Below are 14,671 nucleotides of genomic sequence, written 5' to 3'. Positions count from 1 at the left end.
GTCAGAGCTTGACGAGCGGGGCGTAACGCAGGAGCAGGCGCTTGGTGCCCGTGTCGGCGCCGAAGTCGACGTGCGCCATCGACTTGTCGCCGTCGCCCTCGACGCGCACGACCGTGCCGAGACCGAACGCGTCGTGACTGACGCGGTCGCCGGACTGCAGGGCGATGACCGGGCGCTTGCCCGCGCTGCGCACGCCCGGGCGTGCCGCGAGCGTGGCGACGGCCGGCTGCCCGGCGCCTCGCGCCCCGCTGAACGACGGCCCCAGCCGCTGCCAGTCGAGCAGGTCGCCGGGGATCTCGTCGAGGAAGCGCGACGGAGGGTTGTACTGCGGCGCGCCCCACGCCGAACGCACCGCGGCGCGAGAGAGGTAGAGCCGCTCGCGGGCGCGGGTGATGCCGACGTACGCGAGGCGGCGCTCCTCCTCGAGCTCCTTCGGGTCACCGAGCGCGCGCATGTGCGGGAACGTGCCGTCCTCCATGCCGGTGAGGAAGACCACCGGGAACTCGAGGCCCTTGGCCGTGTGAAGCGTCATGAGGGTGACGACGCCCTGTGCCTTGGCCTCGGGCTCGTCGGGGATCTCGTCGGCGTCGGCGACGAGCGAGACCTGCTCGAGGAACTCCTCGAGGTCGGTCGCGGGACCGACGTCCTCGGGCTCCTGGCTCGCGGGCACGACACCGGCCTCGATGTCGGACATCTCCTGGGCCTTGCGGTCGTCGAACTCCTGGGCGACCGCGACGAGCTCGGCGAGGTTCTCGACCCGCGTCTCATCCTGTGGGTCGTGGCTCGCGCGCAGCTCGGCGAGGTAGCCGCTCTGCTCGAGCACCGCCTCGAGCAGGATGGCGATGCCGCCGCCGCCCTCACGGACGACGCGCAGCGCCTCGAGCATCTCGGTGAAGCCCTTGATCGCCGCCACCGACCGCGTCGCGATGCCGGGGGCGTCCTCGGCCCGGCCGAGCGCCGCGACGAACGGGATGCGCTCACGCTCCGCCAGGGCCGCCACGCACGCCTCGGCCCGGTCGCCGATGCCGCGCTTGGGCACGTTGAGGATGCGGCGCAGGTTGACGGTGTCGGTCGGGTTGGAGATGACGCGGAGGTACGCGAGGGCGTCCTTGATCTCGCGCCGCTCGTAGAAGCGCGTGCCACCGACCACCTTGTAGGGCAGGCCGACCCGCACGAGCACCTCCTCGATCGCACGGCTCTGCGCGTTCGTGCGGTAGAAGACCGCGACATCGCCCGGCTTCACGTCGCCCTCGGCAGCGAGGTCGTCGATCTGCTTCGCGACGAACGCCGCCTCGTCGTGCTCGTTGTCGGCGACGTAGCCGACGATCATCGCGCCGTCGCCGGAGTCGGTCCAGAGGTTCTTGGCCCGGCGCCCCTCGTTGCGGGCGATGACGGAGTTGGCGGCGCGCAGGATGCGCTGCGTCGAGCGGTAGTTCTGCTCGAGCAGGATCGTGCGGGCGTCGGGGTAGTCCTGCTCGAACTCGAGGATGTTGCGGATCGTCGCGCCGCGGAAGGCGTAGATCGACTGGTCGGAGTCGCCGACGACGCACAGCTCGGCCGGCGGCACGGCATAGGCCCCCTCGGGCCCCTTGACCTCGCCGACGAGCTCCTTGATGAGCTGGTACTGCGCCTGGTTGGTGTCCTGGTACTCGTCGACGAGCACGTGGCGGAACCGGCGGCGGTAGTACTCGGCGACGTCGGGGAAGGCCTGCAGGATGTTGACGGTCATCATGATGATGTCGTCGAAGTCGAGGGCGTTGGCCTGACGCAGACGACGCTGGTACTGCGTGTAGGCGTCGGAGACGGTGCGCTCGTAGTGGTTGCCCTCGGTGACCTGGCTCGCGTAGGTCTCCTCGTCGATGAGCTCGTTCTTGAGGTTGCTGACCTGCGCCGAGAAGCCGCGCGGCGGGTAGCGCTTGGGGTCCAGGTCGAGGTCGCGCAGCACGAGGCTCATGAGCCGCTGGCTGTCGGCGGCGTCGTAGATGGAGAAGGTCGACTTCATGCCGACCTTGGCGGCCTCGCGGCGAAGGATGCGCACGCACGCCGAGTGGAACGTCATGACCCACATGGCGCGGGCGCGCGGCCCGACGAGCGCCTCGACGCGCTCGCGCATCTCGGCCGCGGCCTTGTTGGTGAAGGTGATCGCGAGGATCTGGCCCGGCTGGGCGTGCCGCTCGCCGAGCAGCCACGCGATGCGGTGGGTCAGCACGCGGGTCTTGCCCGAGCCGGCACCGGCGACGATGAGCAGCGGCGTGCCCTCGTGGACGACGGCCTCGCGCTGCTGCGGGTTGAGACCCTCGAGCAGCACCGCCGGGTCGAGCTCGCCCGGTGCCTCGGGCGCCACCTCGACGCCACCGCGCGCCGCGGCCTCGGCCCAGGTGGGCACACCCTGCTCGGTGACGTCACCACCGCGTCGGGACTGCGCCGAACCGCCGGTGGGCGCGCCCTGTCCGTGCTCGAATCCGGGGATGGGGAGGTCGTCGAAGAGCGTGCTCATGATGGTCCAAGCCTACGTCGGACCACCCACACCGCCCGACCACGGCACGATGGTTGCATGACGCCCGAGCCGACCCGCGAGACGACCGACCAGCCGATCCCGGAGCGCCCCGCCTTCCTCGTCCGCCCCGCGGATGTCCACGACGTGCCCGACCTGCTCCGCCTCGTGCGCGCGCTCGCGGAGTACGAGAAGGAACCCCGGGCGGCGACGGCGACCCCGGCCCAGTTCGAGGCCGCACTGTTCCCGGCGGTCGGCGACCCGACGGCATACGCCCTCGTCGCGCAGAACGACGACGGCATCGTCGGCATGGCGCTGTGGTTCCGCAGCTTCTCCACGTGGACCGGCGAGGCCGGCATCTGGCTCGAGGACCTCTTCGTGCAGCCCGACCAGCGCGGCAGCGGCATCGGGCAGGCGCTGCTCGGGACCCTCGCCGAGCTGTGCGTGGACAACGGCTGGACGCGTCTCGAGTGGGCGGTGCTCGACTGGAACACGCCGTCCATCGAGTTCTACCGCGCCCGCGGCGCCCGTCCCCTCGACGACTGGACGACGTTCCGGGTCGACGGCGAGGCGCTCGCCCGGCTGGCGGGCGCGTAGGTGCCCCGCGCGCCCCGCCGGATGGGCTCCGCCGACGTCCTCTGGCTGACCATGGACCGCCCGAACAACCTCATGGTGGTCGTGTCGGTGGTGCTGCTCGGCTCGGTGCCCGACTGGGACCGCGTGCGCCGGCTGCTGCTCACGCGCCTCGTCGACCCCTACCCCGTCTTCAGCCAGCGGCCGAAGCGGTCCGGGCGCGTGCTGTGCCGCTACCGGTGGGAGGACGACCCCGACTTCGACTTCGAGCGGCACGTCCGTCGGGCCACCCTCTCGGGCCGCGGCACCCCCGCGCAGGCGGACACCGAGCTGCAGGCGTACATCGAGGAGCAGCTCTCCCGCCCGTTCGACCGGACCCGTCCCCTCTGGGAGGCGCACCTCGTGGACGGGCACGGGTCGGGCGCCGCGCTCGTCTTCCGCAGCCACCACGCGCTCGCTGACGGCATCGCTCTGACGCGGGTGCTGCTCGGGCTGACCGAGGACGACGGTGGTGTGCCGGGAGACCTCGAGGGTCCTGCCGCGGATACCGACCTCTCGACGTTGCCGCTCGGTGTGCCTGCCACAACAGGGCCCGTCAGCTCCGCGCTGAGGCTCGCACGCGCGACCACCCGCGCAGCGTGGGCTCGGCTGCGCGACAAGGGATCTCGCGCGGTCGTCAGGGACGCGGCGAGCCTCGCGCTCCGCACCGGGCAGGTCGTTTCCGACCTGCTGCTCACCACGAGCCCGCCGAGCGCGGTCGGCGGAGTGCCGGGTCGGGCCAAGCGCGTGGTCTGGACCCAGCCCGTCCCCCTTGCCGGCCTGAAGGGGGTGGGCCGGCTGGTGGGTGCGACGCTCAACGACGTGCTCGTCGGCGCGGTCGCCGGCGCCCTGCACGACTACCAGCACGAGCACGGCCAGCCGCCCGCCGACCTCGTGACGATGGTGCCCGTCAACGTCCGCCCCCTCGACGAGCCGCTGCCGGCCGAGCTCGGCAACCGCTTCGCTCTCGTGTTCCTCCGGCTGCCGAGCGGCGACGCGACCCCGCTCGGGCGCCTCGCGCTGGCGAAGTCGCGGATGGACTGGCTCAAGGCCTCACCAGAGGCCGCGCTGACCTTCGCCCTCATCTCCGTCATCGGGCGCTTCCCGGCCACGATCCAGCGCCGGGTCGTCGACTTCTTCGCCGACAAGGCGATCGGTGTCACGACCAACGTCGCCGGCCCCCGCCGGGTCCGCCATCTCGCCGGCGTGCCGGTCACGGGCGTGCTCGGCTGGGTGCCCGGCTCCGGGCGTCACACGCTCGGTTTCTGCATCGTCACCTACGACGACGCCGTGCGCATCGGGATCATGGGCGACGAGGCGGTGGTGCCGGACCCCGAGGCCCTGCTGGCCGCCCTGGAGGACGGACTCTCCACGCTCGACCGCATCGGGACCGACTCCCGAACCGCCCCCAGGCGCCGGCGGCCACGGTCGTAGGGTGGCGAGCATGACCCAAGCGACCAGCGTCTTCGTCTCCGAGCCCGGCGACCGCAGCGTCCTGCAGGTGCGCACCCACGACGTTCCCGACCCCGGTCCCGGCGAGGTGCAGGTCGAGGTCGCCGCCGCAGGCGTCAACTTCATCGACGTCTACAAGCGGCAGGGCGTCTACCCCGTGCCGACCCCGTTCGTGCTCGGCGAGGAGGGGGCCGGCACCGTGACCGCCGTCGGCCCCGAGGTCGGCGATCTCGCCGTCGGCGACCGGGTCGCCTGGTGCCAGTCGCTCGGCAGCGAGTCGACGGTCGTCAACAAGCCCGCCCACCTGGTCGTCACGGTGCCCGACGGCGTCGAGCTCGAGGTCGCCTGCGCGGCCATGCTCCAGGGCCTGACGGCCCACTACCTCGTCACGAGCACGTATGCCGTCAAGGAGGGCGACGTCGCCCTCGTGCACGCCGCGGCGGGCGGGGTCGGGCAGCTCCTCGTGCAGATGATCACGTCCCGTGGAGCCACCGTCGTCGCAACGGCCGGCTCTGAGGAGAAGCTCGAGATCGCAAGGTCGCTCGGCGCCCAGCACCTCATCGACTACTCGACGTTCGACTCACCGGACGCGCTGTCCGCCGCCGTCCGCGAGGCCGCCGGACGCGGTGTCGACGTCGCCTACGACGGGGTCGGCAAGGCGACGTTCGACGCCTCGCTGGCGTCACTGCGCCCGCGGGGCATGATGGTGCTCTTCGGTGGCGCGAGCGGACAGGTGCCGCCGTTCGACATCCAGCGGCTCAACGCGAGCGGGTCGCTGTTCCTCACCCGCCCCAAGCTGGGCGACTACGTGGCCGAGCGGTCCGAGTACGAGTGGCGCGCGGCCGAGGTGCTCGGTGCCGTGGCCGACGGCTCGCTGAAGGTCGACATCGGTGGTCGCTACCCGCTCGCCGAGGCTGCCGCCGCCTACGAGGCGCTCGAAGGCCGGCAGACGACCGGCAAGCTCGTCCTGGTGCCCGGGGCATGAGCCGCACGCTCTTCCGGCACGACCGCATCTGGACCGGGAGCCGCGAATCCCCTTGGACCGACGCGCTGCTCGTCGAGGACGGGCGCATCGTGGCGATCGGTGCCGACGCCCGTGACGCCGCGGGCGGCTCGGGTGGCTCGAGTGGCTCGGGTGGCTCGGGTGGCTCGACGACCGTCGACCTGCCCGGCGCGGTGGTGATGCCGGGACTGCACGACGCACACATCCACACGGAATGGCTCTCACGCGACCTGTCGTCCGTCGACCTGCGCGAGGCACGCTCGCTCGACGAGACCCTCGAGCTGATCCGGGCGCACGCGGCCGGCCTGCCCGACGGTGTGTGGCTGCACAGCGGGCGGTGGAACCACAACCGGTGGACGACCCCGGTGCAGCCCGACCGTCACGCGCTCGACACCGTGACGGGCGGCCGGGTCGCGGCACTTGCGAGCGTCGACGGTCACACGATCTGGGCGAACTCCCTTGCGCTGCAACGCGCCGGCATCACCCGCGACACCCCCGACCCGGTCGGCGGCGAGATCGTGCGGGACTCGTCGGGCGAGCCGACGGGCATCCTGCGCGAGAAGGCCCAGGAGCTGCTCGACGCGATCCCCCGCGAGGAGACGCCTCTGCGCCCGTGGCTCGAGCGCTGCCAGGAGTGGCTGCTGTCGGTCGGCCTCACGAGCATCACCGACATCGACGGAGAGGACGCCCGCGCGGCCTACGCCGACCTCCACGCCGACGGTGCGCTGCGGCTGCGCGTCACCAAGTGCACGCGCGACCCCGACCTCGAGCTCGCGATCTCCGAGGGCCGGCGGTCCGGTCAGGGCGACGACGTCTTCCGCGTCGGGCCGGTCAAGTTCTTCAGCGACGGGGCCCTCGGCTCGCACACCGCGCACATGACCGAGCCCTTCATCGGGCACGAGGGATGCGGCATCGCGGCGATGCCCTACGAGGTGCTCCTGGAGCGCACGCTGCTCGCCGCCCGGTCGGGCCTCGACGTCATCACGCACGCCATCGGCGACGAGGCCAACCGGCTGGTGCTCGACTCCTTCGAGGCCGTCCGCGCCGAAGGGCTCGAGCGGCTGCTGCGCATCGAGCACGCCCAGCACGTGCTGCCGGTCGACATCCCGCGCTTCCGGGCCCTCGACGTCGTGGCGTCGATGCAGCCGAGCCACTGCACGGCCGACCTCGAGCTCGCCGACGAGATCATCGGCCCGCGCCGACTCGCGTCGTACGCCTGGCGCAGCTTCCTCGATGCCGGGGTGCGGCTGGCCTTCGGCTCCGACGCCCCTGTCGAGGACCCCAACCCGTTCTACGGGCTGCACGCCGCTGTCACTCGGCAGCGGGCCGACGGCCACCCGGCGGGAGGATGGCGCCCCGACGAGCGCATCACGCTGGCCGAGGCCGTCCACGCCCACACCGTCGTGGCGCACGAGTCGGTGGGGCGCTCCGACGTGGGTCGGCTCGTGCCGGGCCAGCTCGCCGACCTCATCGCCGTCGACCGCGACGTGTGGGCTCTCGAGGAGTCCGCTCCCGCCCGGATCCGCGACACCGAGGTGCTGCAGACCTGGGTCGGCGGCGCGCTCGCCCACGACCGCAGCTGAGACCTGCGCCCGGTCGAGGTATGCCGTCGCGCCGGGTCGCGACCACCCACCTCGACCCGCTGTGGAGCGGGTGCGGCCCATCGAGGGCTGTCGCCGGCATCGCGATGCGTCCATCCTTGAAGCAGGAGGAGGGCGCATGCGCGAGATCGACGCCGACTTCGCCGCCTGGGCGCGGGCCCGGCAGCTGCGGCTGCTCCGCGCCGCCTGGCTCGTCGGCGGCGACGCCACTCGCGCCGAGCGGCAGGTCCTCTCCGTCCTGACCCGTCTCGCCGCGCACTGGCGCCACCTCCGCGAGCGCGAGCCCGACGCGTACGTGCGGGTCCGCCTGCACCAGTCCGCGCTGACCGCGGCCGAGGGCGACGCCCACGCGGGGACCGTCCCGCGCGAGCTGCCCCTGCAGCTGCGTGCGCTCGCCCCGCGCCGGCGTGCGGTGCTCGTGCTGCGCTGGTATGCCGGACGGTCGGTCAGCGACACGGCCGAGCTCGTCGGCATCTCGTCCGAAACGGCGCGCCGCGACGAGCGCCTGGCGCGGGCAAGCCTGTCGTCGGCGGCAGCCCGCCCGTTGACCGACGAGGAGATCACGGCCACCCTCGAGGCGACCGTCGCCCGCATCCGCGAGGTCGACCTCGCGGAACGCGCCTGGCACGACGCCCTGCTGCACCGGTCGGCGACGCGGCGCCGGGCCTCTGCGGCCGTCGCCGCGGCCGGGCTCGTCGTGGGCGGCGCGGCCCTTGCGGGACGCGAACCCGTCGTGGCGAGCGCCGCGGCACCGTCTCCCGTCCCGGCACCGGCACCGGCGCCGGTCAGCCTCACGCAGGTGCCACTGCTCGCTGAGGCGTCGTGGCACACGACGCGCGACGGGTTGAGGTACGTCGTCGCACCCCCCGCGGGCACCGAGGCCGACCAGCCGGTGCTCTCCGTCGGCCTGCCCCCGGTCATCGACCCCGGTCGCAGGGCCCGGCCGGCGAGCGTGCAGTCCACGGACGGTCCGGGCGCCTTCGGTGACGCCGTCTACCTCGAGCGGCGCGGGCCGGGACGTTGGGTCCCCGTGCTCCTCTACGGCGACGGCGAGGTGCTCGCGCTCGACACGGTCGAGCTGACCGACCTCCGCACCGCCTCGGGCGCCTCCCGACCGCCCCTCGGCATCTGGGCCTTCTCCGGCGACAAGACGTCGCTCGCGTTCGCCCAGCCGGGCAGGGTGGTCGTCTTCGACATGGAGACCCTCCGGGTCAGCACCGTCGCGATCCCGTCGCGCACCCTGGAGTGGGCAGCCTGGCGTGGCAACCACGTCCAGGCCGGCTCGGCGGACGGGCTGTGGTCCCCCGACCTGTCGTCCCGGTGGCCCGCGCCGGAGCCTCCGCGACGACCGGGCGCACGCGAGTTCCGGGTGGAGGCCGGACGCACGGTGCTCGACGAGCGGGCGCCTGACCCGGCCGCACGCCCCGCCGCCGTCTCGTGGCCGCGGACGAGACCGGTGGGCGACACGGTGTCGAACGCTCGGCAGTTCGCCTCGGTCTTCCGGCTCGCCCCCGGCGAGGCCCGAGACCTCGAGGCGACGGCACCGCGTCACGTCATCGTCGCCACCAACAGCCTGGGCCGCGACCGCATGCTCGTCTTCGGCGAGGAGCAGCCGCGATCAGCCGACTGCTGCTCGGTGCTCGGGTGGACCGTCCGCGGCGAGCTCGTCTACCTCTCGGCCTCACCGAGAGGGACGTGGGTCATGGCGTGGGACCTCGACACCGGCGTCGTCCACCGGGTCTCGCAGTTCCTCACGTCGGGCACGGTCCCGCCCCTCATCGCCTTGGGCGCGCGCTTCACCGTGGGCTAGCAGGCGGGGACACCACCTCGGGCGGGTCCGCCGTCAGGCTCCGCCCGGCACGACCGACAGCAGCAGGGTGGCGAACCACGTGAGGCCACCCACGGCGAGCAGGAACCAGCCGATGACTGCGACGTTTCCCGCACCCTCGGCCCGCGACGACCGTGACCGCCGGCGGCCGACGACGACCAGGGCCAGGCCGATGACCAGCCACACCAGACCGATGAGCAGCCCCGCGAGCACGCCTGCGTTCCAGCGCATCTCAGCCACCCTCGCCGCGTCGGGGGCGCGTCACCAGAGGGCGGCGACGAGCACGTTGGCGACCGCTGCACCGCCGGCGACGTCGAGCAGCGGACCGGTGTCGCGGCCCTTGCGCGCCCGGGCGGCACCGATCTCGGCCGCCGCGACCACGCCGAGGGCGATGACGAGCTTGACCGCGATCTTCGTGTTGTTGACCTCGTGGCTGTCGTCCTTGATCGCCGACGCGATGCCGACGAGCACCAGACCGGTGACGATCTGGGCGCGGGCTCCCCACACGATCGGCGCCGTGACCGTGCGACCCGAGCGCACCGCGATCCAGCCACCGACGACGGCGGCCATGCCGAGCAGGTGCAGGGCGACGAGGAGGTTGTAGACGAAGTCCATGGCCGACATCCTACGGAGCGTCGTACTCGTCGGCCGCCCGGGTCCTGCGCAGGTCGGCGAGCGCAGCGAGACGGCGCCACGACGAGCTGAGCGGGTAGCCCTCCAGCTCGTCGACGGGCACCCAGCGGGCGTCGGACGTCGTGCCGCCGACGTCGTGGATGACGATGTCGGTGGGCTGCGGGCACGTCGCGGCGTAGACGATCCGGACGGCGTGGAAGTCCTCAAGACCTCCCCTGGGCGACCGCCCGACCCAGTGGTCGGACTGCACGGCGAGCAGGTCGCCGAGCTCGACCCGCTGGCCCGTCTCCTCCCACACCTCCCGGTGCACGCCGTCGACGGGAGGCTCTCCCTCGTCGAGGCCGCCGCCGGGCAGGCCCCAGCGCCCCGCGACGTGGGTCTGGGAGTTGAACTGGGTGAGCAGCACCCCTCGGGCGCTCGTCACGAGGGCGTAGGCGGCCACCCGCTGGTACGGCTCCCCCACCTCGTCGGCGCCCACGTCGGCGTCGCGCGGGGGTGCCGCAGAGCGCGGGCGTATGCCGTCGAGCGGGCTCACGCGGAAGGCGAGCTCGAGGGCCCCGTCCTCGCGAACGGCTGCCGACGCGGGGGCGCCGAGGGCCCAGCCGAGGGCTCCCAGGACCACTTCGGGGTGCTCGCCGTGACCGAGCCGCGCCTCGCCGAGCCTCGTGTCGTCGGCGTCGACCGCGACGACGCGGATGCCTCCCGGCTGGTTGGTCCTCATCGACGGACCAGGCCGACGGCCCGCTCGTACTCGGTCACCGCCAGTGCGGCGACCTGCGACCAGTCCTGCGTCGGAGGGTTCGCGAGGTTCCACGATCGCATCCGTGCGACCTCGTGGGGGTCCTTGGCCAGACGGGCGATCGCCGATGCCATCAGCGAGTCACTCGACACCACAAGACCGTTGACACCATCAGTGACGAACTCACCTACGCCGGAGCCGGATCGGCCGATCACCGGCAGTCCCAACGTGCGTGCCTCCAGCGCCGCGATCCCGAACGACTCGAGACGGGCCGGCGACAGGTAGACGTCGGAGGCGGCATACCTCTGGCGCAGCTCCTCGCGGGTGACCCGCCCCGGCAGCGAGACCCAGTCCAGGCCACGCCGGCGCACGAGCGCCTCGACCTTGCGACGGTCGGGCCCCTCCCCCAGGACGGTCAGCGACACCGAGCCGGAGCCGGCGAGGCGCTCGGCCTCGGCGACGAGCTCGACGAGGGCAGCCGGTCGCTTGCGCGCCGCGAGCCGCATCGCGGTGACGAGGCGCAGCGGCCCCGGCTCCCGCGGGCCGGGGGCACCTGCCCATCGCGCGACGTCGATGCCGTTGGGCAGGACGCCGACCGACCGGCCGGGCCCGACGAGCCGCCGCAGCGGCTGCGCGGCCACGTCGGACACCGCCGACATGGCGACGCCGCGCGCAGCCCACCGGCGCACGAAGTGCAGCGTCTCGAAGAGGGGCGCCACACCGGCGAGCATGCAGTGCCACGTCATCGCCGTGGGCAGCCCGAGCCCGACGGTGACCCGGGTGCAGTCCCACGCGAAGGGCGAGACCACCCCGGTCTGGACGTGGGCCACGTCGAAGCCGCCGTCGACCAGGCGGCGGCGCAGCTCGGGCGGCGCCCACGGGTTGACCGGGAGCTCCCACGGGAGTCGGGCTGCGAGGCGGTGCACGGGCACGCCGTCCACGACGGTCACGGCGCCGTGCATCTCGCCGCCCGCGCCACGGGTCGCCGTGAAGACCTCGACCTCGTGCCCGGCGGCCTGCAGGTGCCGGGCGAGGTCGTGCGTCTGCACCTCGATCCCGCCCAGCCGGGGCAGGTAGCAGTCGGACAGGAGGGCCACCTTCACGGGGAACACTGTGTCATGCGTCAGGATGGGTGACTGTGCCCCACACCCTGCTCGCCTTCCACGCGCACCCCGACGACGAGGCGCTGCTGACGTCGGGCACGATGGCGCGCGCCTCGGCCGAGGGTCACCGGGTCGTCGTCGTGGTGGCCACCGACGGCGAGCTCGGCCTCGCCGCCAGCGAGTTCACCGGCGACGGCGCGCTCGCGGCGACCCGCATGGACGAGCTCCGCGCGAGCGCGCGTGCGCTGGGCGTCGCCCGCGTCGAGCACCTCGGCTACGCCGACAGCGGTCTCGGGCCAGAGGTCGCGCCCGACCCGCCCGGCGCCACGCGCTTCGTGCGGGCCGACGTCGAGGAGGCGGCCGAGCGCCTCGCCGCGATCCTGCGCGAGGAGCAGGTCGACGTGCTGCTCAGCTACGAGCCCAACGGCGGCTACGGCCATCCGGACCACCGGCAGGTGCATGTCGTCGGAGCCCGGGCCGCCGAGCTCGCGGGCACGCCGCGGGTGCTCGAGGCGACCGTGCCCCGCGACACGATCTGTCGGGCCATCGACCTCGCAGCCAAGGTCTACCGTTTCCCGCCCGAGTTCGACCGGGCGAGCTTCGACCGGGCGTTCTCGGCACGCAGCGAGATCACCCACCGCATCGGGGTGCGGCGCCACATCGCCGCCAAGCGGGCCTCGATGCGGGCGCACACGTCGCAGGCCAGCGCCGACGGAGGCGCCGACCGCACCCTGGCCGCCTTCCTGCGCATCCCGCGCCCGCTCTACGACGTGGTCTTCGGCCGCGAGTGGTTCGTCGACCGGTCGCTGCCGCCGGGGTCGGCGATCCGTCGCGACGTCTTCGCCGACCTCCCCTGACGTCGGGGACTGAGCACTCGACGCCCCTTTCGGGTCGAGTGCTCGGTTCCTCACGTCGGGAACTGAGCACTCGACGCCCCCTTTGGGTCGAGTGCTCGGTTCCTCACGTCGGGAACTGACCACTCGAGGGTCTGTTGGCGCTTCGGGGGCGGATGCCGGGAGGCGGGGGCTGTGACGCCCGTCCCGAACAGCGTCCGCGCGGTCGCGAACGGCGGACGATGGACGTGTGACCTGGTGGCGTGGCCGCGCACCTGCGGTCTTCTTCGTCGCGTCGGCCGTCATGCTGGCGGGCGGCGGGATCGTCGCCGTCACGGGTCCCGCCGACGTGTCGCGTGCGCTGTGGGTCGCCGCGACCGTGCTCGGGCTCGGGCTCTCGCTGCTGTGGACCGCCCGGTCCGTCGCCGAGCGTCGCGCCACGGTCGACGTCATCGCCGTGCTCGCCCTGGCGGGGGCGCTCTGGGTCGGTGAGGAGTTCGCCGGCGCCATGGTGACGCTGATGCTCGCGAGCGGTCGCCTGCTCGAGGCCCGTGCCGCAGCACGCGCCGACCGGGAGCTGCGCCTGCTCGTCGAGCGCACTCCCCGCACCGCCCGACGACGCACCGGGGACCAGGTCGAGGCCATCCCCGTCGAGGGCGTCTCCCCCGGTGACGTGGTCGTCGTCGGCACGGGCGAGGTCGTCCCCGTCGACGGCCGGCTGCTCGCCACGGGCACCTTCGACGAGTCGGCGCTCACCGGCGAGCCGATGCCGGTGGAACGCCCGAACGGCGAGGACGTGCGCAGCGGGGTGGTCAACGCCGGCCCACCGGTCGACGTCGTCGCCACCTCGTCGGCGTCCGGGTCGACGTACGCCAACGTCGTCCGGCTCGTCGAGCAGGCCCAGGCGACGTCGGCGCCGTTCGTCCGGACGGCCGACCGCTTCGCCGTGCTCTTCGTGCCGCTGACCCTGTTGCTCGCCGGGCTCGCCTGGGCCGTCGCCGGCTCCGCTGTGCGTGCCGTCGCCGTGCTCGTCGTTGCCACCCCGTGCCCGCTGCTGCTGGCCGCGCCAGTGGCGATCATGTCCGGTCTGTCGCGGGCCTCGCGCATCGGAGTCGTGGTCAAGGGAGGGGCCGCCCTCGAGGCGCTCGCGGCCGGCGAGGTCGTGCTCTTCGACAAGACGGGGACGCTCACCCGTGGTCGCCCGGAGCTTGCCTCGGTGGTGACCGCCCCCGACGCGCCACCGGCTCTCGACGTCCTGCGCCTCGCGGCCTCCCTCGACCAGGTCTCGCCCCACCCGCTGGCCAGCGCACTCGTCGGGGCGGCCCGGGGCCGCGGGCTCGACCTCGCGCTCCCGGCGGACGTCCACGAGGTGCACGGCTACGGCCTCGAGGGTCTCGTCGGTGACGTCATGGTGCGGCTCGGCAAGGCTGGCTGGATCGTGGGTGACGACGACCCCGTCTGGCTGCGGCAGGTGCGGCGTCGGGCCGCCCTCGACGGGTGCCTCACGGTCTTCGTCGCCGTCGATGGTCGACCGGCAGGCGCCTTCCTCCTCGAGGACCCGGTCCGCCCGGACGCCCCGCGGATGCTCGCGGCCCTGCGCGAGGTCGGGATCAAGCGCACCGTCCTGCTCACCGGTGACCGGGCCGACATCGCCGAGACCGTGGGACGCATCGTCGGCGTCGACGCCGTCCTGGCCGACCGCGACCCGCGCGACAAGCTGGCCGCGATCCGGGACGAGTCGGCCGCCGCGCGCACCATCATGGTCGGCGACGGCGTCAACGACGCCCCGGCACTCGCGGCAGCGGGGGTGGGGGTCGCGCTCGCGGCTCGTGGTGCGACTGCCTCGTCCGAGGCCGCGGACGTCGTCCTCACCGTGGACCGGGTCGACGCCATCGCCGATGCCATCCTCATCGCGCGCCGGTCGCGCCGGATCGCGCTCGAGGCCGTGCTCGTCGGGATGGGCCTGTCCCTCGTCGCCATGGTCGCGGCGGCGGCGGGCCTGCTGCCGCCGGCTGCAGGCGCAGTCCTCCAGGAGGCCATCGACGTCCTCGCCATCGGCATCGCCCTGCGCGCACTGCTGCCGACGCGGTTGCACTCCGTCCCGATGTCGGCCGACGACATCGCCACGGCACGGCGCCTGCGCGAGGGGCACGAGGTGGCGATCGCGGCCGTCGAGCAGATCCGGGCCGTCGCCGACGGGCTGCGCACGCGCGACTGCCGGCTCGAACCGGTACACGCGCTCCTCGACCAGCTCGAGCGCGAGCTCGTCCCGCACGAGCGCGCCGACGAGGAGGAGCTCATGCCCCTAGTTGTACCCGGTCAGGACGTTGGTAACGGCGTGCCTGGCTGAGCAAACGAGAACCTCCGGATGGG

Annotated in this window: 12 protein-coding genes; 7 read left to right on the top strand and 5 right to left on the bottom strand. The window is 73.5% G+C overall.

Going from position 1 to position 14,671, the window contains the following annotated elements:
- Position 1 precedes the first annotated feature (1 nt).
- Positions 2-2,497, bottom strand: a complete 2,496-nt coding sequence (gene pcrA / locus ACYVNR_RS21080; RefSeq protein ID WP_045187529.1) for a DNA helicase PcrA — start codon at positions 2,495-2,497, stop codon at positions 2-4.
- A gap of 57 nt (positions 2,498-2,554) precedes the next feature.
- On the opposite strand from pcrA, the gene ACYVNR_RS21075 reads away from it, so the two are divergent.
- The 5 genes from ACYVNR_RS21075 (at position 2,555) to ACYVNR_RS21055 (ending at position 8,972) form a co-directional block, all read left to right on the top strand.
- Positions 2,555-3,091: a GNAT family N-acetyltransferase gene (locus ACYVNR_RS21075; RefSeq protein ID WP_461050834.1), complete on the top strand. Its 537-nt coding sequence runs from the start codon at positions 2,555-2,557 to the stop codon at positions 3,089-3,091.
- Positions 3,092-4,540 (top strand): wax ester/triacylglycerol synthase family O-acyltransferase, encoded by a 1,449-nt coding sequence (locus ACYVNR_RS21070; RefSeq protein WP_461050832.1) that lies wholly within the window; start codon positions 3,092-3,094, stop codon positions 4,538-4,540.
- 10 nt (positions 4,541-4,550) lie between these two features.
- Positions 4,551-5,543: a quinone oxidoreductase family protein gene (locus ACYVNR_RS21065; protein WP_461050830.1), complete on the top strand. Its 993-nt coding sequence runs from the start codon at positions 4,551-4,553 to the stop codon at positions 5,541-5,543.
- Positions 5,540-7,144: an amidohydrolase gene (locus tag ACYVNR_RS21060; RefSeq protein WP_461050828.1), complete on the top strand. Its 1,605-nt coding sequence runs from the start codon at positions 5,540-5,542 to the stop codon at positions 7,142-7,144. The genes ACYVNR_RS21065 and ACYVNR_RS21060 overlap by 4 nt, the downstream gene beginning before the upstream one ends.
- Before the next feature lie 136 nt (positions 7,145-7,280).
- Complete coding sequence (locus tag ACYVNR_RS21055; RefSeq protein ID WP_461050826.1) at positions 7,281-8,972, top strand: sigma factor-like helix-turn-helix DNA-binding protein; 1,692 nt, start codon at positions 7,281-7,283, stop codon at positions 8,970-8,972.
- Positions 8,973-9,005: 33 nt separating this feature from the next.
- Here ACYVNR_RS21055 and ACYVNR_RS21050 read toward each other — a convergent pair whose 3' ends face one another.
- Genes ACYVNR_RS21050 through ACYVNR_RS21035 form a run of 4 tightly spaced genes read right to left on the bottom strand, consistent with a single transcriptional unit; the run spans position 9,006 to position 11,465 of the window.
- Complete coding sequence (locus ACYVNR_RS21050; RefSeq protein ID WP_045187538.1) at positions 9,006-9,221, bottom strand: hypothetical protein; 216 nt, start codon at positions 9,219-9,221, stop codon at positions 9,006-9,008.
- Positions 9,222-9,251: 30 nt separating this feature from the next.
- On the bottom strand, positions 9,252-9,605 hold the full coding sequence (locus ACYVNR_RS21045; RefSeq protein ID WP_045187783.1) for a hypothetical protein: 354 nt from the start codon (positions 9,603-9,605) through the stop codon (positions 9,252-9,254).
- 10 nt (positions 9,606-9,615) lie between these two features.
- Complete coding sequence (locus ACYVNR_RS21040; protein ID WP_045187539.1) at positions 9,616-10,344, bottom strand: NUDIX hydrolase; 729 nt, start codon at positions 10,342-10,344, stop codon at positions 9,616-9,618.
- Positions 10,341-11,465 carry a glycosyltransferase family 4 protein gene (locus ACYVNR_RS21035; RefSeq protein ID WP_461050823.1) on the bottom strand — a complete coding sequence of 375 codons (1,125 nt, stop codon included), beginning with the start codon at positions 11,463-11,465 and terminating at the stop codon, positions 10,341-10,343. Before ACYVNR_RS21035 ends, ACYVNR_RS21040 begins: the two co-directional genes overlap by 4 nt.
- Before the next feature lie 35 nt (positions 11,466-11,500).
- Here ACYVNR_RS21035 and ACYVNR_RS21030 point away from each other — a divergent pair, with 35 nt between their 5' ends.
- Together ACYVNR_RS21030 and ACYVNR_RS21025 are read left to right on the top strand one after the other, a co-directional pair.
- Positions 11,501-12,322, top strand: a complete 822-nt coding sequence (locus ACYVNR_RS21030) for a PIG-L deacetylase family protein (protein ID WP_461050821.1) — start codon at positions 11,501-11,503, stop codon at positions 12,320-12,322.
- 226 nt (positions 12,323-12,548) lie between these two features.
- Positions 12,549-14,648, top strand: coding sequence for a heavy metal translocating P-type ATPase (locus tag ACYVNR_RS21025; protein ID WP_461050819.1), 2,100 nt, complete (start codon positions 12,549-12,551; stop codon positions 14,646-14,648).
- Positions 14,649-14,671 lie beyond the last annotated feature (23 nt).

The organism is Terrabacter koreensis, from assembly GCF_054783315.1.
Note: the sequence above shows the minus strand (reverse complement) of the source record. Positions and strands in the feature narration are given on the sequence as shown.